This is a genomic window from Roseomonas alba (genome assembly GCF_019430885.1).
Classification (GTDB): Bacteria; Pseudomonadota; Alphaproteobacteria; order Acetobacterales; family Acetobacteraceae; genus Neoroseomonas; species Neoroseomonas alba.
The window spans coordinates 26,322-45,966 of the sequence record NZ_JAHYBZ010000001.1; the positions used below are offsets into that span (position 1 = coordinate 26,322).

Annotated in this window: 19 protein-coding genes; 7 read left to right on the forward strand and 12 right to left on the reverse strand. The window is 71.3% G+C overall.

What is annotated here, in order from left to right; genetic code table 11:
• Positions 1–30: 30 nt before the first annotated feature.
• The 4 genes from KPL78_RS00130 to KPL78_RS00145 all read right to left on the reverse strand — a co-directional run bounded on the left by KPL78_RS00130 (position 31) and on the right by KPL78_RS00145 (position 4,595).
• Positions 31–855, reverse strand: coding sequence for an ABC transporter permease (locus tag KPL78_RS00130; protein WP_219760618.1), 825 nt, complete (start codon positions 853–855; stop codon positions 31–33).
• Positions 852–1,775 (reverse strand): ABC transporter permease, encoded by a 924-nt coding sequence (locus KPL78_RS00135; protein ID WP_369412579.1) that lies wholly within the window; start codon positions 1,773–1,775, stop codon positions 852–854. Before KPL78_RS00135 ends, KPL78_RS00130 begins: the two co-directional genes overlap by 4 nt.
• 451 nt (positions 1,776–2,226) lie before the next feature.
• Positions 2,227–3,876 carry a peptide ABC transporter substrate-binding protein gene (locus KPL78_RS00140; protein ID WP_219760619.1) on the reverse strand — a complete coding sequence of 550 codons (1,650 nt, stop codon included), beginning with the start codon at positions 3,874–3,876 and terminating at the stop codon, positions 2,227–2,229.
• Entirely contained in the window at positions 3,876–4,595 is a 720-nt protein-coding gene (locus tag KPL78_RS00145) for an orotate phosphoribosyltransferase (RefSeq protein WP_219760620.1), read from the reverse strand. Before KPL78_RS00145 ends, KPL78_RS00140 begins: the two co-directional genes overlap by 1 nt.
• Positions 4,596–4,658: 63 nt before the next feature.
• Here KPL78_RS00145 and KPL78_RS00150 point away from each other — a divergent pair, with 63 nt between their 5' ends.
• The 3 genes from KPL78_RS00150 (at position 4,659) to KPL78_RS00160 (ending at position 6,755) form a co-directional block, all read left to right on the forward strand.
• Positions 4,659–5,603 carry a mitochondrial fission ELM1 family protein gene (locus KPL78_RS00150; protein WP_219760621.1) on the forward strand — a complete coding sequence of 315 codons (945 nt, stop codon included), beginning with the start codon at positions 4,659–4,661 and terminating at the stop codon, positions 5,601–5,603.
• A gap of 17 nt (positions 5,604–5,620) precedes the next feature.
• Entirely contained in the window at positions 5,621–6,082 is a 462-nt protein-coding gene (locus KPL78_RS00155; RefSeq protein WP_219760622.1) for an STY0301 family protein, read from the forward strand.
• 124 nt (positions 6,083–6,206) lie between these two features.
• On the forward strand, positions 6,207–6,755 hold the full coding sequence (locus KPL78_RS00160; protein WP_219760623.1) for an NADPH-dependent FMN reductase: 549 nt from the start codon (positions 6,207–6,209) through the stop codon (positions 6,753–6,755).
• Between the two features lie 345 nt (positions 6,756–7,100).
• Here KPL78_RS00160 and KPL78_RS00165 read toward each other — a convergent pair whose 3' ends face one another.
• From KPL78_RS00165 to KPL78_RS00175, 3 genes are all read right to left on the reverse strand, one after another.
• Entirely contained in the window at positions 7,101–7,904 is an 804-nt protein-coding gene (locus KPL78_RS00165; protein WP_219760624.1) for an enoyl-CoA hydratase/isomerase family protein, read from the reverse strand.
• Positions 7,905–7,986: 82 nt separating this feature from the next.
• The gene (gene dctP, locus KPL78_RS00170; RefSeq protein WP_219760625.1) at positions 7,987–8,952 is read right to left on the reverse strand and encodes a TRAP transporter substrate-binding protein DctP; all 966 of its coding nucleotides are present in this window, start codon (positions 8,950–8,952) and stop codon (positions 7,987–7,989) included.
• Positions 8,949–9,596: a NeuD/PglB/VioB family sugar acetyltransferase gene (locus KPL78_RS00175; RefSeq protein WP_219760626.1), complete on the reverse strand. Its 648-nt coding sequence runs from the start codon at positions 9,594–9,596 to the stop codon at positions 8,949–8,951. The genes dctP and KPL78_RS00175 overlap by 4 nt, the downstream gene beginning before the upstream one ends.
• Positions 9,597–9,686: 90 nt before the next feature.
• Between KPL78_RS00175 and KPL78_RS00180 the strand changes: the two genes are divergently transcribed.
• Positions 9,687–10,307 (forward strand): Tat pathway signal protein, encoded by a 621-nt coding sequence (locus KPL78_RS00180; RefSeq protein WP_219760627.1) that lies wholly within the window; start codon positions 9,687–9,689, stop codon positions 10,305–10,307.
• Between the two features lie 70 nt (positions 10,308–10,377).
• Here the strand turns inward: KPL78_RS00180 and KPL78_RS00185 are convergent, their stop codons facing one another.
• From KPL78_RS00185 to KPL78_RS00195, 3 genes are read right to left on the reverse strand one after another with little or no spacing between them, the layout of a single operon-like run.
• Complete coding sequence (locus KPL78_RS00185; protein WP_219760628.1) at positions 10,378–10,986, reverse strand: glutathione S-transferase family protein; 609 nt, start codon at positions 10,984–10,986, stop codon at positions 10,378–10,380.
• A complete protein-coding gene (locus KPL78_RS00190) occupies positions 10,980–11,225 on the reverse strand; it encodes a hypothetical protein (protein WP_219760629.1) in 246 nt (81 codons plus the stop codon). Before KPL78_RS00190 ends, KPL78_RS00185 begins: the two co-directional genes overlap by 7 nt.
• A complete protein-coding gene (locus tag KPL78_RS00195; RefSeq protein ID WP_255568477.1) occupies positions 11,222–12,850 on the reverse strand; it encodes an electron transfer flavoprotein-ubiquinone oxidoreductase in 1,629 nt (542 codons plus the stop codon). Before KPL78_RS00195 ends, KPL78_RS00190 begins: the two co-directional genes overlap by 4 nt.
• 85 nt (positions 12,851–12,935) lie before the next feature.
• On the opposite strand from KPL78_RS00195, the gene KPL78_RS00200 reads away from it, so the two are divergent.
• Both KPL78_RS00200 and KPL78_RS00205 read left to right on the forward strand, forming a co-directional pair.
• Positions 12,936–13,742: a uracil-DNA glycosylase gene (locus KPL78_RS00200; protein WP_219760630.1), complete on the forward strand. Its 807-nt coding sequence runs from the start codon at positions 12,936–12,938 to the stop codon at positions 13,740–13,742.
• Positions 13,743–13,881: 139 nt separating this feature from the next.
• Positions 13,882–15,681 (forward strand): lytic transglycosylase domain-containing protein, encoded by a 1,800-nt coding sequence (locus tag KPL78_RS00205; protein ID WP_255568478.1) that lies wholly within the window; start codon positions 13,882–13,884, stop codon positions 15,679–15,681.
• A gap of 344 nt (positions 15,682–16,025) precedes the next feature.
• Here KPL78_RS00205 and KPL78_RS00210 read toward each other — a convergent pair whose 3' ends face one another.
• Both KPL78_RS00210 and KPL78_RS00215 read right to left on the reverse strand, forming a co-directional pair.
• Positions 16,026–17,450 carry an alkaline phosphatase family protein gene (locus KPL78_RS00210; RefSeq protein WP_219760632.1) on the reverse strand — a complete coding sequence of 475 codons (1,425 nt, stop codon included), beginning with the start codon at positions 17,448–17,450 and terminating at the stop codon, positions 16,026–16,028.
• Between the two features lie 124 nt (positions 17,451–17,574).
• Positions 17,575–18,597 carry an amidohydrolase family protein gene (locus KPL78_RS00215; RefSeq protein WP_219760633.1) on the reverse strand — a complete coding sequence of 341 codons (1,023 nt, stop codon included), beginning with the start codon at positions 18,595–18,597 and terminating at the stop codon, positions 17,575–17,577.
• A 227-nt stretch (positions 18,598–18,824) separates the two neighbouring features.
• On the opposite strand from KPL78_RS00215, the gene KPL78_RS00220 reads away from it, so the two are divergent.
• The gene (locus KPL78_RS00220) at positions 18,825–19,640 is read left to right on the forward strand and encodes an SDR family oxidoreductase (RefSeq protein ID WP_219760634.1); all 816 of its coding nucleotides are present in this window, start codon (positions 18,825–18,827) and stop codon (positions 19,638–19,640) included.
• The last annotated feature ends 5 nt before the right edge of the window (positions 19,641–19,645 follow it).

Genomic DNA, 19,645 nt, shown 5'->3' on the forward strand with positions numbered 1-19,645 from the left:
GGTGGCCATGGACGAAATATCACCTGCCCTTTAGCGCCTGCGAAGGCCGTCGGCCACCAGGGAGCAGCCGGCAACGGTCGTCATGATGGCGAGTCCCGGCCAGACCGCCGCCCAGGGGGCGCTGAAGACCAGTTCCTGGGCATTCGCCAGCATGTTTCCCCAGGACGGCGCCGGCGGGCTGATGCCGAGCCCGAGGAAGGACAGGGTCGATTCGGCAAGGATCGCGCCGGCGACGGAGAGCGCGGTCGCGACGGCCACGGGCGGCAGCAGCGCGGGCAGGACGTGACGGCGGAGGATGCGCGCCTCGGTCGCGCCGAGGGCGCGTGCCGCGCGGACATGGTCGCGCGACAGCGTCGCGAGGGCCGCGGCGCGGGCCAGCCGCGCCACGCCGATCCAGCCGAACAAGGCGAGGATGACGACGATGCGCAGCACGTCGCCGGCGGCCTCGCCCCGCGCCGGCAGGCCGATGCGCGACGGATCGGCGGCGGCGAGCAGCACCAGCAACGGCAGCGCCGGCAGGGCCAGCATGAAGTCGGCGAGGCGCATGACCAGCGCATCCGCCACGCCCCCGCGCCAGGCGGCGAAGAGCCCCGCCGCCGTACCGATGACCGTCGCCGCCAATGCGGCCGCGAGTCCCACGGCGAGCGACACCCGCGCGCCGTAGAGCAGCCGCAGCAGGATGTCCCGCCCGAGATCGTCGGTGCCGAGCGGATGCGTCGCCGAGGGCGGTTCGAAGCGCGCGAAAAGGTCGGGTGCGAAGGGGTCATGGCCCAGCGCCGCCGCGACGAAGGGCGCGGCCAGCGCGGCGATCGCCAGGACCGCCAGCAGGGCGAGGCCGAAGGCGAGGCGCTTCATCGCTCGCGCAGCCGAGGATCGAGGGCGCGCTGCGCGAGGTCGGCCCCAAGCGTCGCCAGCATCGTCACCAGCGCCACCAGCAGCAGCGCGATCAAAGCGAGGTTGGTGTCGTTGCCCATCACCGCGTCGTAGAGCAGCTTGCCCATGCCGGGCCGCGCGAAGACGGTTTCCGTCACCAGCGCCCCGCCGGCCAGCGCACCGGCGTCCAATGCGGCGATCTGCAGGATCGGCAGCGCGGCATTGGGGAAGGCGTGGCGCCAAAGCACGCCGCGTTCCGTCGCGCCGCGCGCGCGGGCGGTGCGGATCCAGGGTTCGGCGAGCGTGGCCTCGAGGCTAGCCGCCGAATGCCGCGCATAGGCGGCGAGATTGGCGATGGCGAGTGTCGTCACCGGCAAGATCAGATAGGTCAGGCCGAGACCGTGATCCGCGCTGCCCCCCGCCGGCAGCCAGCCGAGTGTCACGGCGAAGGCGATGATGAGCAGGATGCCGAGCCAGAAGGTTGGCATGGCCTGGCCCAGGACGGCGATGGCGTCGACCAGCGGCGCCGCGCGCGGCCGCGACGCCGCCAACGCGCCGAGTGCGACGCCCGCGACCAGCGCGATGGCGAGCGCCGAGCCGGCCAGCGCCAGCGTGGACAGCAACGCCGGGCGGAGCAGTGACGCGACCGGCTGGGCGAAGAGGCGCGAATAGCCGAACTCGCCGCGCAGCAGGCCGGAGGCCCAAGCGAGGTAGCGTTCCGTGAAGGGCCGGTCGAGGCCATGCAGGGCACGGAGATGGGCGGCATCCTCCGCGGTGAGGCGCGGGTCGCCGGCGATGGCGACTTCGATCGGGTCGCCTGGCATGAGGGCGATGAGGGCGAAGGCACAGAAGGAGAGGATCGCCAAGGTGAGCGCGATCTGGAGGAGGCGCCGGATGATCACGGGCGCTGACGGGAGGGGCTCTGCCCCTCCCGAACCCACTCCGCCAAAGGCCGTAAGGCCTTTGGAAACTTCGACCTGGTGTTGGGCGCGACGGTCGTGATCGTGACCATCGCGTGGTGCCCCGCGCACCAGTGCAACGGCCAATAATAGAAGGGGGATTCGGGGGAATACGTTCCCCCGACCGGAGGGGTTTGGGGAGGGCGGAGCTCTCCCCAATCGAAGCGAGGGGTTTGGGGAGGGCGGAGCTCTCCCCAATCGAAGCGAGGGGTTTGGGGAGGGCGGAGCTCTCCCCAATCGAAGCGAGGGGTTTGGGGAGGGCGGAGCTCTCCCCAATCGAGGCGAGGGTTTTGGGGAGGGCGGAGCTTTCCCCAATCGAAGCGCGAGGCCTGGGGAGGGCAGAGTTCTCCCCAACGCAGGTGCGGGGTCCTCGACGGGGCCGCGCCGTGCCCCGTCACTTCGCCCGCCATTCCTCGGCCCAGAGCGTCGACACGTTCAACTGCCCTGTCGGCCGCACGCCTTCCAGCCATTGCGGCCAGACATGCGCGTCCGCGCGGAACCAGAGCGGGATGGCGGGCAGGTCCTCGGCGTAGATCGCCTGGAGCCGGCGCCACATCTCGCGGCGTTGCGGCACGTCGAGCTGTTCGGGGATGTCCTGCGTCAGCCGATCGACCTCGGCGTTGCGGTAGCCGCCGAAATTCTGGCCGGACCAGTTGGTGGCCTCGCGGGGGATCTCGTCGGAATTGAGCGTCGAGCGCGGGACGGATTCCGGTGCCGAGATCCAGGCGAACAGTGCCAACCCCTGGAAGCGGCGGCGGGACAAGGTTTCGGCGAAGAAGACGCGCGGCGGCTCGTTGCGGATGCGGGCCTCGATGCCGGCTTGGCGCCACATGCCCTGCAGCACCTGCTGCACCTGTTCGCGGGCACGGTTGCCGGCGGTCGTCATGAATTCCAGGGACAGGCGATCCCCGGCGGCGTTGCGGCGGATGCCGTCGGGGCCGGGGGTCCAGCCGGCCTCGTCCAGCAGGGCGCGGGCGCGGGCCAGGTCGAAGGGCCATTGCCGGACATCCGGGTCGAACATCGGGTCGAGCGGATTGACCGAGGTATGCGCGACGGGCTGGCGGCCGGCGAAGAGGCGTTCGCTGATGGTCTTGCGGTCTGTCGCCAGCAGCAGGGCGCGACGCACGCGCACATCGTCCAGCGGCGGGGTATCGAGGCGGACGTCGAGATGCTCGTAGATCAGCCCCGGCTGGTAGTGGAAGAGGAAGCGGTTGCCGGTGCGGCGTTCCAGCGCGATGGCCTGTTCCAGCGGCAGGCCGAGCTCGCCCGCGACCATGTCCACCTGGCCGGCGAGGAGCTGGGCCTCGAGGGCCGTCGTGTTCTCGACCGTGCGGATGGTGATGCGACGGAAGTGCGGGGCCTCGCCGCTCCAGACCGGGTTGCGTTCCAGCGTGACGGAGGCGCCGGGCTGTACCGCGGTGATGCGGAACGGGCCGTTCCACAAGGCGGGGTTGGTCGTCTCGGTGTCGTAGGCGGTGCGGGTGCGATAGGTGCGGGGATCGGCCTGCCAGCGTTCGCGCTCGACATGGGCGGGCAGGGGCTGGAAGTCGCCCATGGAGTTGTATTCGAAGGTCACGCGGTCGAAGCGCAGGGTGACGGTGCGCGGATCGACGACGATGAGCTCATAGGCGCTGCGGTAGAATTCGGAGGGACCGAAGCCGGTGGCGGGGTTGCGGCCGGCTTCCCAGGCGAAACGCAGGTCTTCCGAGGAGACCGGCGTGCCATCGCCCCAGCGCAGGCCCTCGCGCAGGCGGTAGGTGACGCGCATGCCCGCCTTGCCGTCAGGCGTGGTCTCGCGTTCGGCCAGGCCGTTCTCGAGTGTCGGCAGGGTCTCGCAGGTCAGGCAGGTGAGGCGCCAATCGGCGCCGTATGCGGTCAGCGGACGGCGCGCAAAGCCCAGCACGTAGGACTTCGCGGCCATGTTCTCGATGTTGGGATGAAACGTCGAAGGATACTGCGTGATGCCGATGGTCAGCGCGTCGCGCGGCTGGGCGGCGGCGGGCGAGGCCACCGCCAGCAGCAGCGCGGCGACGCGCAGCCGCATCAGACGGCGTCCTTCAGCTTCGCCTCATCCGCGCTCGCCACGCCGCCATGCGACGCCGACCAGGTCACCGGGTCTTCCAGGAACTTGCGCACTTCCTTGAGTGCCGCCTCGCTGAAATACGGCTTCTCGCGGCACACTTCGAGCACGTCCCACCAGGTGCAGAGGTGGTGCAGGTTCAGCCCCATCTCCTTCATCTTCTCGAAGGACCCGGGGAAGACGCCGTAGAAGAAGACGACGAAGGTGTGCTCGCAGACGGCACCGGCCTCGCGCAGCGCGTTGGCGAAGCGGATCTTGGACCCGCCATCGGTGGTCAGGTCCTCGACCAGCAGGGTGCGCTGACCGACCGGCACCTCGCCCTCGATCTGGGCATTGCGGCCGAAGCCCTTCGGCTTCTTCCGGACATAGGCCATGGGCGCCATCATCCGGTCGGCGATCCAGGCGCCGAAGGGGATGCCCGCCGTCTCGCCGCCCACCACCACGTCGATCGATTCATAGCCGACATGGCGGCCGATCTTCTCGACGCCGAGCTCCATGATCCGGTTGCGCGCCCGGGGGAAGGAGATGATCTTGCGGCAGTCGATATAGACCGGGCTCTTCCAGCCGCTGGTGAAGGTATAGGGCTCTTCGGGCCGGAAATTGATGGCCTTGATCTCAAGCAGGATGCGCGCGGTGGTCAGGGCGGCGTCGCGGTCCCAGTCGGAGGCGTGCAGCGCGGTCATGGGGGTTCGTCCTGGCGGTGGTCTGTCCACGGACTGTCGTAATCGGCAGGGCCGGCCGCGTCCATGACTGAGGACGATCCGAATCGCATCTGGGTGCTGGCGGACCCGCGCGCCGGCACGGCGGCGCAGGCGATCGGCATCGCGGAACGGCTCGGCCGGCCGTTCCGGACCGTCCCGCTGGCCTGGGGGCGCCTCGCGCGGCTGCCGCTGCGCTGGCCGACGCTTGTCGGGCTGACGCCAGAAAGCCGCGGCGGCATCGTCGCGCCGTGGCCGGAGGTTGTCCTCTCGGCCGGGCGGCGCAGCGCGCCGGTCGCCCTGTGGCTCGGGCGGCGGGGTGCGCGCACCGTTCACTGCATGCGCCCCGGCTTTGCCGAGACCCGCTTCGACCTGCTGGTGATCGGCCGCCACGATGCGCCGCCCGAAGCGCCCAACATCCTGCCTATCCTCGGCGCCACCCACCGCATGTCGCCCGGCCGGCTGGCCGCAGCGCGCGCGGAATTCGCGGCCCTGGGCGACTATCCCGGCCCCCGCATCGCCCTGATGCTCGGTGGCCCACCGCGCGGCGAGGGGATGGACCCCGCCGCCGCCGCCGCCATCGCGCGCCAGGTCGCAGGCTTTGGCGGATCGGTCCTGGCCACCGGGTCGCGCCGCACGGGCCGCGACGCCGAAGACGCTGTGGCCGATGCGCTGGCCGCGGTTCCGCACCGCCTCCATCGCTGGGGCGATGCCGGTCCCAACCCCTATGCCGGGCTGCTCGCCTGGGCGGATGCAGTGGTGGTGACGGGCGATTCCGTCTCCATGCTGTCCGAGGCCCTGGCCACCACCGTCCCGGTCTTCATCGCCGATCCGGGCGGTCTCGGCGCACGGCACCACAGGCTGCACGAAACGCTTTATGCTGCCGGCCAGGCGCGGCCGCTGGCAGAGGCCCCCACCCCCTTCGCCCGCGCCCCCTTCGACGAAACTGGCCGCGTCGCCTTCGAGATCACGCAACGCTTCCTTCGCCCCTGACATCCGGAGAGAGCCCCATGCGTCCCGTCCTCGCCGCCCTGCCCCTGCTGCTCCTCGCCGGCACGGCCGGGGCGCAGCAGGCCACTCGCACGCCGGCGCCGCCGCTGCTCGCCTGCCCGCCCTCGATCGAGGTGCAATCCCGCGACGAGATCCGTCCGCCCAATGGCTGGGAACTTCGCCCCGAACCCCAGCGCCACTGGCTGCGCGGCGCCGACCTGTATGAAGGCGACCCCGCCGATCGCGTACAGCTCCGCCCCGATGGCGATCAGCGGACGCGGCGGGAATGGTGGGACCTTGGCGGCAACCGCCAGCCCTATCGCCTCGTCTGCCGCTATGAGGGCCTCGAAGCCGGCATCATGGCGACGGTCCCCGCCGCGGCCCGCCGCTGCGAGGTCTCCAGCTTCCGCGAGAACAGCCGCGGCATGCGACATGGCCGCATCGTCAGCGGACCCGAGCAGGTGGTGGTCGCCTGCCGCTAGAGCCGTTCCCGTTCGTCTTCGCTCGCGGCAACGACTCCAGTCTCTTGTTTCGCGAGCATCTTCACCCGATCAGCTGATTTCACCTGATCGGGATCTGATCCAGCCCCGAAAGGACTCCTGCCTGATGAAGATCGTCGGACTATCCGGAAGCCTGCGCCGCGGTTCCTTCAACACCGCCCTGCTGCGCGCCGCGGCCGGGCTGATGCCGGAGGGCGCGGAACTCTCGGTCGAGACCATCCATGGCATCCCCGTCTATGACGGCGATGCCGAGGCGGCCGAGGGCATCCCGCCCGCCGTCGCCGCTCTGAAGGACAAGATCGCGGCCGCCGATGCGCTGCTGATGGTCTCGCCGGAGTACAACAACTCCATCCCTGGCCCCTTCAAGAACGCGATCGACTGGCTATCCCGTCCGCCCGCTGATGCAGGCCGGGTCTTCGCCGGGCGGAAGGTGGCGCTGATCGGCGCCTCGCCGGGCGGCTTCGGCACCATCCTGGCGCAGAATGCCTGGCTGCCGGTGCTCCGCACGCTGGGCTGCGAATTGTGGACCGGGGGACGCCTGATGGTGTCGCGCGCCGGGGGAGTGTTCGACGCGGAGGGAGCGCTGACGGATGCGGCGGTGACGAAGATGCTGCGCGACTACCTGGCGGGGTTCGTGGCGTTCGTGGGGAAGTGACGTGGGGGATTGGAGAGGGGCTCTGCCCCTCTCCAAGCCTCTCCCCGCCAAAGGCCACAGGGCCTTTGGAAACCGTCACCTGGCGCCGGGCGCGGCGGGCCGGCCGATGGGATGAGCCGCGCAGAAGGCACGACGCCGGCAAGACTCCGGGCGCCGGGCATGGCGTGCGCATCGGCGTTGCGAACTCCCGCTCTGCCCCGCACCAGGTATCGGTTTCCAAAGGCCTCGGGCCTTTGGCGGGGTGGCTTGGAGGGGCAGAGCCCCTCCAATAGCGACAGTGAAGGCACCAGGATCTTCAGCGGGGCCTTCCATCTCGTGCCAGGACGCGCGCCGCCGCAGCCCGCGCTACCGCCCCACGAAATGCGGCGCCCGCTTCGACAGGAACGCATCGCGCCCTTCGCGGTGATCCTCGCTTTCGCGCAGCAGGGCCTGGGCATCCGCCTCGGCTTTGAGGAACTCCGCCAGACTACCCTGCGACCGCGCGAGCAACTGCTTCGCCATCCCGTTCGACAGCGGCGCGACGGCGGCGATGTCGCGCGCGATGGCGCGCGCCTGGTCCAGGGCCGCGCCGGGTTCCGCCAGGGTCTCGACCAGGCCGAGGCGAGCGGCTTCTTCCGCCGGCAGGGGCTTGCCACGGAACATCAGCAGCCTGGTCGGGCCGGAGCCGATCCGCCGCGGCAGCGTCCAGCCCGCGCCCATGTCCGGCACCAGGCCTATGCGGTTGAAGGAACAGGTGAAGACCGCGTTGCGCGCCGCGACCACGATGTCGCAGGCCGCGGCGAGGGACAGGCCCGCCCCGGCGGCATGGCCTTCCACCGCGGCGATGACGGGTTTCTCGCCTTCCACCAGCAGGCGGATGATGTGGTGGCTCGTGCGCATCATGCGGGCGCGGCTTTCCAGCGGCGTCTGCTGGCCCATGGCCGAGATGTCCCCGCCCGCGCAGAAATGCCCGCCCGCGCCGGTGAGGATGATGACGCGGCAGGCCGGGTCGGCGAGGCCGTGTTCCAGGTGCCGGATCAGCGCCTCCCGCAGTGGGGCGGCGAGGGCGTTGCGCCGGCGTGGATGGCTGAGCGTGAGTTCGAGGACGCCGTCGGCGAAGGCGGCGTGGGTGGTCGCCTCCTCGGCAGGCGCCGGTGCGGTGTCATTCATGGGGCGGTTCCCTTCCCTGGGCGGCCGGTCTGCGACGGCCCGTGCAGGATAGGGGGAGGGGCGGCGCCCCTCCAAGCCAGGGTCAGCGCCGGTAGGCAGCGAGGATCGCCCGCCCGGCGTCGCCGGCCTGGGCTTCCCAGGCTGTCGTCGCGCCGGCGGCGGCCTGGCGCAGGGCCGCGCGCAGGGCGTCGGTCGGTTCGTGGATCGCCACGTTGTTCTCACGCATCGTGCGCTGGTTGGCGGCGAGCCGACCTTCGATGGCCTGCCACTGCCGCGTCTCGGTTTCCGCGGCCGCGGCCGTGATGGCCTCGCGACCCGTGGCGGGCAGGGCCGCCAGGGCCGTCTTCGACGCGAAGGCCAGCGAGATCGGCCAAGCGTAGTCCGCGATGGTGAAGTTCGGCAGCCAACGCCACAACCGCCGCCCCGCGCCGCCATCGCCCGAGGACAGCACCGCATCGAGCGCGCCGGATTCGAGCCGCGCCTCGACCTCGGCGAAGGACAGCACCTCGGCATTCGCGCCGGCGGCGCGCAGCACCGCGGTGCCCGTGGCGTCATAAGTGCGCACGCGCAGGCCCTGCAGGTCCTCGGGCTTCGTCACCGGCCGCTTGGTCCACAGGCCCGATGGCGGCCAGGGCGTGGTCCAGAGCAGCGCCGCGCCCTGCTTCTCGGCCGCCGCGGCGTAGTGCGGCCGCGCCAGGTCCCGCAGCCGCGCCGCATCGGCATAGGAGGCGGTGAGGAAGGGCAGGGAGGATAGCAGGAACATCGGATCGACCGCGTTCAGCGATCCCGAAAAGGCATCGACCACCGCGAAGCGCCCCTGCGCGAGCGCGGTGAAGGCCGCGGCCGAGCGATACCCGTCCGGCGCGCCCGGCGCGGCCGTGACCGGCACGCCGCGGCGCGTCGCGGCCTCGGCGAAGAAGGTCACGCCCTCGCCGGGGATGGAGGTCGCCGGATATTCGGACGCGGCCGTCCAGCCGGGCGTCTGGGCATGGGCCGAGCCCAGGGCGAGCGCCGGCGCGGCGAGGATCAGGCGGCGGGGAAGGGTCATGGCGCGGGCTCCGGCAGGGCTTTGGCGGGCACGCCGGCGACGGTCGCGCCGGGTGGGACGTCGGCGAGAACCGCCGCGCCCGCGCCGATGATGGCGCCCGCACCGATCGTCACGCCAGGGCGGATCACCGCCCCGGCGCCGATCATGGCCCGCGCGCCGACCCGCACGCCGCCGGTCAGGATGGCGCCCGGCGCGATATGGGCGGCGTCCTCGACCACGCAGTCATGTTCGACGATGGCCCCGGTGTTGACCAGGACGAGGCGGCCGAGCTGCGCCTCGGGCCCGATGACCGCGCGGGCCAGCACGGCGCAGCCGTCGCCGATCGTCGCACCGTGACCGAGGATGGCGGCCGGATGGATCAGCGCCGGCAACCCGAAGCCCGCCGCCGCAAGGCGCCCGGCCGCTGCTACGCGCTGCGCATTGTGGCCGATCGCCGGATGGGCCCGCGTGACGCCCGATCGCACCAGCCCGGGAAGGCGCGATTCGTCGCCCAGCACCGTCACGCCGAGCAGCGACGCGACCTTCGGTGCCGCATCCACCACGCCCGCGGGGCGCCACCCGCCATGCGCCAGCACCAGGTCGAGCACCGCCTTGCCGTGCCCACCCGCCCCCAGCACCAGGATCGCCGGCTTGTCGTCATGCATCGCGCCACACTACACGCAGAGGGTCGGTGCCATCACCCTGCCGCGCCGAAGGAGCTACACTGCGTCGACCAGCCTACCCGGAGGAGATGGATGCGCATCCTCGCCGTCATTGCCACCCTGATTGCGATGGTCGCCGGTGCCGCACCGGCCTCGGCGCAGAACCGCTTCTGGCTGCAGAACAATACCGACCGAACGATCGTCGCGGCCAATGTCTCGCCGTCGCGGGTGCAGGAATGGGGGCCGAACATCCTGACCCAGGGGCCGATCCGCCCCGGGATGCAGGTCTGGGTCGAGCCCACTTTCCCCGACTGCTACCTCGATATCCGGGTGCGCTTCGCGGATGGGACCGAGGACGGGCATCTTGGCGTGCATGCCTGCACCCTCTCGCGCATCACCTTCGGCCGCGACGTGCCCTATCAGCCGACGCCCGAGCCGCCGCCGGAACGCGTCGTCGCCAACCCGTCCTTCACCTTCGTCAATCGCAGCGGAGAGACGATCCGCGAGATCTACGTGTCGCTGACCAGCAACCGGAACTGGGGCGCCGACCGGCTGGGGCCGCGCAACATCCTCCCGCCCGGGGCTTCCATGCAGATCACGCTGCCACGCGGGGAGGTCTGCACGGTGGATATGCGCGTCGTCTACATGGATCGGCGCGTGATGGAACGGCGCAATGTCGAGACCTGCTCGATGCGGAACTTCGCCTGGCGGTAGGAAAGGCAGGAGAGGCGCGGCTTCTGCCTGGACGGAAAGCGGAGAGGGGCAGTGCCCCTCTCCAATCGCCCTACCCCTCGCGCTGCTGACGCGCCCGCTTGGCCGCCGGCCGCGTCAGGCAGGCATCGAGCCACGCCTTCACCTTCGGGAACCGCGCCAGGTCGTACCCGTTCAGCCAGGGCGCGTAGAGCACGCAGGCGAGGTTCAGGTCCGCGACGCTGAAGGTGTCGCCCAGCAGGAAGGGGCTCTTTGCCAGCACGCCTTCGAGCACGGCGAGGCGCGCATCGAGCGCTTCCTTCCCCGCCGCGGCTTCGGCGGCATCGCGCTCGGCGGCCGGCTTCAGGTAGGTGTTGTAGCCCCAGCGCATGACCGGGGCCTCGACCTCGGTCGCCGTCCACAGCGTCCATTGCATGACGCGGGAGGCATCGTCGCCCGCGGGCATCAGCGGCGCACCCGCCTTGCCGGCGAGGTGCAGGTTGATCGCCAGGCTTTCGAACAGCACGAGGTCGCCGTCTTCCAGCGCCGGGATCTTGTTGTTCGGATTGATCGGCAGCGGGCGTTCCAGCTTGAAGCCGGGCGCGAAGCCGAGGGGGACGACCTCATAGGGCAGGCCCGCTTCCTCGGCGGCCCAGATGCAGCGGAAGGCGCGGGAGCGCGGGATGCCGTGGATCTTCAGCATGTGGGGTCCTCTTCAGGCGCGCGGGACGCGGCGCGCGGCGCGGTTTCGGCGCGGATCGCCTCGCCCAGGCGCTGCACCGCGCCATGGAGCAGGCGCTGCAGCAGCAGCCAGACGAGCAGGATCAGCACAGCCCAGGGCAGGCCGAACAATTCCCAGGCGAGACCCGCGGCCACCACCCAGCCCATGCCGAGCAGCGCACCGGCGCGCAGCACGCCGATGACGGGATGCGGTGCGCTCACATGCCGCCGATGTAGTTGGGACCGCCCGCGCCCTCGGGCGTGCACCAGTCGATGTTCTGCGACGGGTCCTTGATGTCGCAGGTCTTGCAGTGCACGCAGTTCTGCGCGTTGATCACGAGGCGCGGCTCGCCTTCCTCCACACCCACCGCCTCATAGACGCCGGCCGGGCAGTAGCGGCTTTCGGGGCTCGCGAACTGGTCCCAGTTCACGCCCTTCCAGCGCGACGGGTCGATCAGCTTCAGATGCGCAGGCTGGTCTTCCTCATGGTTGGTGTTCGACAGGAACACCGAGGAAAGGCGATCGAAGGTCAGCACGCCATCGGGCTTGGGATAGGCGATTTTCTCGGACTCCGACGCCTTCTTCAGGCTTTCGTTGTCCTTGTGGTGCGCCAGCGTCCAGGGCGAGTTGCCGCGGGTGACGTAGGTCTCGAGTGCGGCGTTCAGCATGCCGCCGAACAGGCCCCACTTGGCGAAGCCTGGGCGGATGTTGCGCACCGCGTTCAGCTCCGGCCAGATCCAGCTGTTCTTCACCGCATCGCTGTAGCCGTCGAGCTGCGCCGGGGCGCTCTCGTTCGGCAGCGCGGCGGCGACCGCCTCGGCCGCCAGCATGCCGGACTTCATCGCGGTGTGCGTGCCCTTGATCTTCGGCACGTTGAGGAAGCCCGCCGTGCAGCCGATCAGCATCCCGCCCGGGAAGACCAGCTTCGGGATGGACTGGAAGCCGCCCTCGTTGATCGCGCGCGCGCCATAGGCGATGCGCTTGCCGCCCTCGAAGAAGGGCTTCACCGAGGGGTGGGTCTTGAAGCGCTGGAACTCCTCGAAGGGGGAGAGCCAGGGGTTCGGGTAGTCGAGCCCGACCACGAAGCCGGTCGAGATCAGGTCCTCGCCCAGCATGTAGAGGAACGACCCGCCATAGGTGTCGGACTTCAGCGGCCAGCCGGTCGAATGCCAGATGGTGCCCGGCTTGTGGTTCGCCTTGGGAACCTGCCAGAGCTCCTTGATGCCGATGCCGAAGGTCTGCGGCTCGACGCCGTCGCGCAGGTTGAAGGTCTCGAACAACTTCTTGGTCAGCGAGCCGCGGCAACCTTCGGAGAACAGCGTGTAGCGCGCGCGCAGTTCCATGCCCGGCTGGTAGTTCGGGCCTTCCTCGCCATCCTTGGTGATGCCCATGACGCCGGCGACCACGCCCTTGACCACGCCGTCCTCGATGATGGTCTCGGAGGCGGCGAAGCCCGGATAGATTTCGACGCCCAGCGCCTCGGCCTTCGCCCCCAGCCAGCGGCACACATTGCCCAGCGAGACGATGTAGTTCCCGTGGTTGTTCATCTGCGGCGGCGTCGGCAGCTTGTAGGCCTTCGTCTCCGTGAGGAACATGAAACGATCCTCGGCGGCCGGGGTGGCCAGCGCCGGCGGGTCGTCGCGCCAGTCGGGGATCAGCTCATCGAGCGCCCGGGGTTCGAGCACCGCACCGGAGAGGATGTGGGCGCCGATCTCGGAGCCCTTCTCGACCAGGCATACCGAGGCATCCGGCGCGAGCTGCTTGAGGCGGATCGCCGCGGCGAGGCCGGACGGGCCACCCCCCACGATCAGCACGTCGAATTCCATGGCCTCGCGCTCGACGGACATATCCCCGCATTCTCCTCGCTTGACTCGGCTCCTTTAGCGGCACCCCGGGTTGCACGGAACCCCGCGCCGGGCCGATATCGCATCCATGGAGCTTGATCGGGCGGGTCTGCTCGCGGCGCTGGCGCTGCAACTGGATTGGGGGGCGGAGGAGGCGCTGGAGGATGCGCCGCCCGACCGCAGCGCCCCTGCACGGCCCATGCCCGTCATCCCGGCGGCCGGGGAGCCGCCGGCGCCGCGCCCGCTGGCAGCCTCCGCCACCGTGGTCGCAGTGGCCCCGCCGGCCGCCGGCCGCGCCGCCGAGGCCGCCGCTGCCGCGACCACTCTCGACGAGTTGCGCGAGGCGATCCGCGCCTTCGACGGGTCCTCCCTGCGCGAGACCGCGACCAACCTGGTGTTCTCCGACGGCGACCCCGCCTCCCGCCTCATGTTCATCGGGGAGGCGCCGGGCGGGGAGGAGGACCGGCTCGGGCGGCCCTTCGTCGGGCCTTCGGGGCAGTTGCTGGACCGGATGCTGGCCTCGATCGGCCTGCGGCGCGATGAGGGCGGCTTCTGCATCACCAACATCCTGCCCTGGCGCCCGCCCGGCAACCGCACGCCGACGGATGCCGAGATCGCGCTCTTCCTGCCCTTCGTGCTGCGCCACATCGCGCTGGTGAAGCCGCGGCGCGTGGTGCTGTTGGGCGGCACCTCGGCCAAGGCGCTGCTGCGGGCCAAGGACGGCATCACCCGGCTGCGCGGCAAGTGGCATCCGATATCCGTGGAGGGGCTCGGCATCGTGCCCGCGCTCGCCACCCTGCATCCGGCCTATCTGCTGCGGACCCCGGCGGCCAAGCGCGATGCCTGGGCCGATCTGCTCATGCTGCGACGCAGCATCGACGCGGATGGAGCGTAGACCGCGCGTGGAGAACCCGCCGCAAGGTCCTGGTATCGTGAAGGGTGATCCTGAAAAGCGGGATTCGTCTCGATCATGGATATTGCGCCAGCGGCTGAGCGGCCGTTAGTCGCGACTCGCCATGTGCGCGATCTGCCCCATGGCCCGGTGCAGGCCGGCGGCTCTTCTGGCCGCGTTCGGCCTGCCGCTCTGGTTCGGAACCCCCCTTCCGGTCCAGGCGCAACGGGCCGACCAGACCGCCTCGGCCGCCCCCGTCCCGGCGCAGCCTGGCGGCGGCGCGGTCGGACTGCCCCGACCCCTCGCCGCCCCCGATGCGGCGCGCATCACGCGCATCTTCCGCCTCCAGGCCGCAGGCGAATACGAGGCGGCGAAACGCGACCAGGAGGCGTTGCGCGACCGTCGCCTCGATGGCCCGATCCTCGCCGATCGCTGGCTCGGCCCCCGCGCGGTGGCGCCGCAGGCCGAGGAGCTGCGCGCCTGGCTTGCCCGCTATGGCGATCAGCCCGATGCGCCGCGCCTGCATGCGCTGCTGGTCGCCCTGTCGCCACAGGGCGCAGCGTTGCCGCCCGCCCCCGAGGAAGGCGCCCTGCCCGAGGATGGCGAGGCGGTGCCCGAGGAGAGCGAGCCGCCGGCCCGCGGTTTCGTCCGCAATCCGGCCCTCGACCGCGATGTGCGGGAGCGCGCCGCCGCCGGCGACACCCAGGGCGCGCTGAACCAGATCCGCCGTACCCGTGGCATGACGGCGCCTTATGCCGCCGCGCTGCGCGCCGATATCGCCCAGGCGCTGTTCCGTCGGGGCGAGGACGCGGCGGCCTTCCGCCTGGCGAGCGAGGCCGCCCGCGGCGGGCGCGAGAAGACCGGCCGAGCCGCCTTCGCCGCCGGGCTCGCCGCCTGGGGCCTTGGACGCTACGACGTGGCGCTGCCCTATTTCGAGGCGGCCGCGCGGGCCGAGGGTGCCTCGGCGGCGGCGCGGGCCTCGGCGGCCTTCTGGACGGCACGGGCGGCGGTACGCGCAAGGCGGCCCACCCAATACGTCCCCTGGATGCTCCAGGCGGCGCAGGAACCGCGGACCTTCCACGGGCTGCTGGCGCGGCGAGCGCTGGGGCTGGCCCCGGGCTTCGCCTGGCATGGCACGGCGAACGAGGCCGGGGCGGCCGCGCTCGCGGAATCGGCCGGTGGCTGGCGGGCGCTCGCCCTGTTGCAGGTCGGCCAGACCGCGCGCGCCGAGGCCGAATTGCGCGCCCTGTGGCCCGCCGCGCGCGGCAATGCGGCGCTGGCGGGCGCGATGCTGGCCGTGGCGTCCCGCGCGGGCATGACCAATCTCGGTGCGCAACTCGCCGGCCTGGCGCAGGGGGCGGATGGGCGGCCGCGCGACCTGCAGCGCTTCCCGCTGCCGCGGCTCCAACCCGCCGAGGGCTTCCGCGTCGATCCGGCGCTGCTCTACGGCCTGGCGCGGCAGGAATCGAACTTCGATCCGGGCGCTGTGTCGCGTGCCGGCGCGCGCGGCCTGTTGCAGGTGATGCCCGCCACCGCCGCCTATGTCGCCGGCGATCCGAGCTTCCGCGCGGAAGGCGCGGCGCGGCTGCATGATCCGGGGCTCTCGCTGGAGATCGGGCAGCGCTACCTGTTGCAGCTCGCCGGGCAGGAGTCGGTGCAGGGCGACCTGATCCGGCTGCTCGCCGCCTATAATGCGGGGCCGGGCAACCTGGCGCGCTGGCTGCCGACGGCGGGGCATCGCGACGACCCCTTCCTGTTCATCGAGGCCATCCCCTTCGAGGAGACGCGGCACTACGTGCAGCGCGTGCTGGCCTATTCGTGGATCTATGCCTCCCGGCTGGGCCTCGCTGCACCGAGCCTGGAGGCACTGGTACGCGGGGCCTTCCCGCGCTTCAGCGGGACCGAGGATGTGCCAGGAGGGTGGCGGACCGCGGCGCGGTGAGAGGCGGCCGGAGAGCGGCCATGCTCATGTCCGGGCCCCAAGGGTTGAAGGGACTTCCCGATGGCCCGGATAGATTCGAGGCGGCGGCAATCGCAGGGGCGCCGCCTGTCGGAACCGCCCCGCCAATGGGTTGCCCCAGGATGCTGGGCATGTTGGGCACGACAGGCGGTCTGTGCCCGCCAAATGCGCCTGGTGCGCGAAGGCGGCTCTAGGCGTTGAGCCGGTCAGCGGCGCCCAGTGCCAAGTTGAGGGTTCCAAAGGCCTTTCGGCCTTGGGGGGGCGTGGCGGCACTGCCGACCAGGTCCGGAGAGGGGCAAAGCCCCTCTCTGGTCTCTCGCTGCGCGCTAGCCTGCCCGCCGAAGCCCGGTCGGATAGAATCGCCCCGTCGGCCCGCGCATCGCCTCGAGCACGAAGCCGCCCGGCAGGTGCAGAACTTCCCGCGCCGGCGCCGCGTCCGCGGCGCGGTCCACCGCGCCGAGCAGTGGCCGCCCCTCCATGCCATCCACCGGCTGGCCCAGCAGATGCAGCACGGTCGGCACGATATCCGTCAGGTCGGCGGCTTCCTGCGCCACCGCCGCGCGGCGGAACGGCCCGCCCTGCATCACCAGCACGGTCGCGAGTTCCGAGCGATGCAGCCCGCCATGCATGCCGCCGCCTTCCGGCACGTCGGGCGCGTCGAAGGGGGCGTGGCCGGGCAGGCCCCATTCGTCCGGTGCCTCGGACCCGGCGAAGGTCGCGACCAGATCGGCGCTGCGGGCGTGGCCGCTGCCGAGCACCGACAGCGGCATCGCCCGCCCTTCCGGCAGGATCGACGGATCGCGCGCGAGCAACGGCCCCGCCCAATCCTGGCCGGCGAGGAACTCGGCGATCTGCGGGGCGAGGGCGCGGTCGCGCAGCCACATCCCCGGCGCCGCGGCGGGGGCGACGACCACGTCCACATCCGGGGCCATGCCGGTGCCGGCGCGGAAGCCGGCGCGGATCAGCTCGCTGCGCAGGCAGCGCTTGCCGCGGCCGGTGACATGGCCATGGTCGGACAATACGACGATGCCGATCTCGGAGGCATCGGGCTGCGTGTCACGCCAGGCCCGGATGCGCCCGAGCACCGCATCGGCGGCCGCCAACGCCTGCAACGTGTGCGGCGCGCGCAGACCGCCCCAGTGGAAGGAGATGTCGGGTTCCGACAGCCACAGCAGCGCGACATCCGGCCGGTGCTTCGGCAGCACGTGGTCGAGCAGCACGCGCCCGGCGAAGTCCACGCGCGGGATGTTGGGCGTCTCGTGCGGCGGCGTGGCGCCAAGGGCGTCGCGCACCTCGGCGGCGGTGGCGCCATCGGTGTCCTCGACATTCCAGCGGAAGGAGCCGAGGCGCTCCGCCGCCGGATGCAGCAACTGCGCCGCACCCTGCGTGCCTGCGCTGACCAGTGCGAAGCTGAGTCCGGCGGGGGCCAGCCGTTCGGCGAGGCTCGGCCGCTGCAAGGGCGATTCCGCGCCGTTGGCGAGCGTCATCACGTCGCTGACCAACTTGGTGCGCAGCAGGCGATCGGACGCGACCGACGCATCGAACAGGGTATTCGCCACCATCCCATGCCCGCCGGGCCGGCAGCCGGTGATGAGCGAGGGCGTGGCGACGCGCGTCTCGGAGGGAAACACGCTGCGCGCATTGGCGAAGCGCGTGCCCTCCGCGGTGAGGGCGGCGAGGTGCGGCGTCGTTGCCGCATCGATCATGTCCGGACGCATGCCGTCCAGCGCGACCATGATGATGCGGGTCACGACGCGGTCCCGGCGATGGTGGTATGCGACATGGTCCTGATCCCCTGAAGATGCGCCGCCCGCATGGCATGCAGGCGGCGATGGACGGATGACAGGACGGTGACGTGACGGTGACAGACCGCTGTCACGGCAGGCGATAGAATCGCGTCGCGCTGCGCCAGAACAGGTCGGCCTTCTCCTCCGGACTGGCCTCCGCGGCCAGGCGCTTGAAGGCGTTCCAGCCCGCGGCGTAGCCGTAGCTGCCCTTGTCGACGGGGAAGTTGCTCTCGAACATGCAGCGGGCCGTGCCGAAGGCGGCGATGCAGGCATCGGTCCAGGGCTTCCAGGCGTCGGCGAGGGTCTGGGAGGAGGGCGCGATCTCGCCATCCTCGAAGCCGAAGCCCGGCAGGCGCATGCCGAGGCCGCCGACTTTCACCATCACATTCGGGCAGGTGGCGAGGTCGCGCATATGCATCGACCAGGCCTCGAAGACCTCGCTGTCACGCTTGCCGGCATAGGGCCCGATGCCGAGCACGCCGCCGCAATGGTTCAGCACCATCGGCACGGTGGGAAAGGCGCGCGCGAGGGCGGTGAGCTTCGGGATCTGATGGAAATACATCCAGGCATCGAAGGACAGGCCGCGCTTGGCGAGTTCGGCGATGCCGGCCCGGAATTCCGCGCTGTCGAGCATGTCCTCGGCCGGCGTATAGGCCGGGTTCAGCATCTCGGGATCAGGGTCCCAGGTCGCGATGTGGCGGATTCCACGGAAGCGGCCATTGCCGGCGGCGATATGCGCGTCCAGCACCGCGCCCGCATCGGCGCCGCGCCGCAGATCCGCGAAGCCGACGATGCCGGCGCAGACGCGGACATCGCCGTAGATGCCGCTCTCGCACATCGCCGCGACGCCAGCGGCGTATTGCGTCTCGCCGACCGGGCGCAGTTCCTCCGGGCCGTCGGCGCGATGGAAGGCGCGGGCCTGCACCAGCACCGTCGCGCGCACGTCATGGCCGGTGCGGATATCGGCGAGGATGTCATCGAGCCGATAGCGCCAGCCCGGCCGTTCCCACAGATGATGATGCGGATCGACGATGCGCTGGCCGGGATCGAGGATCTCCTCCTGCCGCGCGGCCAGCCAGGCGTCACGGACGGGAAGGTAATGCTGGCTCATGCGGTTCTCCAGGATGGCGTGGGGTGGGGAGAGCGCATCCATGCGCGGCGTTCGCGCCGGGCCGGCGTGATGTTCGATTTCGTCGCAGTCTTGCCCGCGATCGTCACGCGCATGCCCGTTCCCTCTCCGGGACGGGACGATAGACCGCTGCGGCGGCGCGGTCAGCCCTGGCCAGGGGACCGGTTCGGCGGCAGGCTCCGTCGCGGGAAACGACAGGAACGAACGGCATGGCGCGCATTGTGCTCATCACCGGGGCGGCCGGTGGCATCGGCAGAGCCATGGTCGCGGCGGCGCTTGCCGCCGGACATTCGGTGGCCGCACTCGATCGTGATACGGCGGCGCTGGAGGCGCTGGCCGCCGCACATCCCGGCGCGGCGCTGCATCCGATCCTCGCCGATCTCGCGACCGAGGCCGGTTGCGCGACAGCCATCGACGATACGATCGCGCGGTTCGGGCGCATCGATGCGGTGGTGAACAATGCTGGCATCGGTCCGTCCTCCCTGCGACCGGATGCGGAGACGCGGCTGCCCACCATCGAAGAGCTCGACGCCGCCACCTGGGATCGCTTCTTCGCGATCAATGTCCGTGCGCCGATGCTGCTGACGCGCGCCGCACTGCCGATGATGAAGGCCGCGCGCTGGGGGAGGGTGGTGAACAACACCACCTCCTTCCGCACCATGCTGCGCGTGCTGCCCTATGGGGCGACGAAATCGGCGCTGGAATCGGCGTCTGCCGTCTGGGCGGAGGAATTGGCCGGCTGCGGCGTCACGGTGAATGTGCTGATCCCGGGTGGGCCGACCGATACGGCCTTCATCGGCGCGGGTGCGTCCTGGCCGCGCGAGCGGATGCTGCGGCCGGCGATCATGGGGCCGCCGCTCGCCTGGCTGCTGTCGGATGCGGCGGATGGCGTGACGGGGCAGCGCATCACCGCCGGGCGATGGGATGCGGGTACGCCGCAGGCTCCGGCGGCGATGCGGCCGATCGGGTGGCCCGAGCTCGCCGCCGATGCAGTGTGGCTGGCGGCGGGGCCGGGGGCTCCCTGAACCGC

What these genes read in the sequence shown, in the direction of transcription:
- KPL78_RS00130 (WP_219760618.1), bottom strand. Translation starts at nt 855, where the DNA reads ATGAAGCGCCTCGCCTTCGGCCTCGCCCTGCTGGCGGTCCTGGCGATC.
- KPL78_RS00140 (WP_219760619.1), bottom strand. Translation starts at nt 3,876, where the DNA reads ATGCGGCTGCGCGTCGCCGCGCTGCTGCTGGCGGTGGCCTCGCCCGCC.
- KPL78_RS00145 (WP_219760620.1), bottom strand. Translation starts at nt 4,595, where the DNA reads ATGACCGCGCTGCACGCCTCCGACTGGGACCGCGACGCCGCCCTGACC.
- KPL78_RS00150 (WP_219760621.1), top strand. Translation starts at nt 4,659, where the DNA reads ATGACTGAGGACGATCCGAATCGCATCTGGGTGCTGGCGGACCCGCGC.
- KPL78_RS00155 (WP_219760622.1), top strand. Translation starts at nt 5,621, where the DNA reads ATGCGTCCCGTCCTCGCCGCCCTGCCCCTGCTGCTCCTCGCCGGCACG.
- KPL78_RS00160 (WP_219760623.1), top strand. Translation starts at nt 6,207, where the DNA reads ATGAAGATCGTCGGACTATCCGGAAGCCTGCGCCGCGGTTCCTTCAAC.
- KPL78_RS00165 (WP_219760624.1), bottom strand. Translation starts at nt 7,904, where the DNA reads ATGAATGACACCGCACCGGCGCCTGCCGAGGAGGCGACCACCCACGCC.
- dctP (WP_219760625.1), bottom strand. Translation starts at nt 8,952, where the DNA reads ATGACCCTTCCCCGCCGCCTGATCCTCGCCGCGCCGGCGCTCGCCCTG.
- KPL78_RS00175 (WP_219760626.1), bottom strand. Translation starts at nt 9,596, where the DNA reads ATGCATGACGACAAGCCGGCGATCCTGGTGCTGGGGGCGGGTGGGCAC.
- KPL78_RS00180 (WP_219760627.1), top strand. Translation starts at nt 9,687, where the DNA reads ATGCGCATCCTCGCCGTCATTGCCACCCTGATTGCGATGGTCGCCGGT.
- KPL78_RS00185 (WP_219760628.1), bottom strand. Translation starts at nt 10,986, where the DNA reads ATGCTGAAGATCCACGGCATCCCGCGCTCCCGCGCCTTCCGCTGCATC.
- KPL78_RS00195 (WP_255568477.1), bottom strand. Translation starts at nt 12,850, where the DNA reads ATGTCCGTCGAGCGCGAGGCCATGGAATTCGACGTGCTGATCGTGGGG.
- KPL78_RS00200 (WP_219760630.1), top strand. Translation starts at nt 12,936, where the DNA reads ATGGAGCTTGATCGGGCGGGTCTGCTCGCGGCGCTGGCGCTGCAACTG.
- KPL78_RS00205 (WP_255568478.1), top strand. Translation starts at nt 13,882, where the DNA reads ATGGCCCGGTGCAGGCCGGCGGCTCTTCTGGCCGCGTTCGGCCTGCCG.
- KPL78_RS00215 (WP_219760633.1), bottom strand. Translation starts at nt 18,597, where the DNA reads ATGAGCCAGCATTACCTTCCCGTCCGTGACGCCTGGCTGGCCGCGCGG.
- KPL78_RS00220 (WP_219760634.1), top strand. Translation starts at nt 18,825, where the DNA reads ATGGCGCGCATTGTGCTCATCACCGGGGCGGCCGGTGGCATCGGCAGA.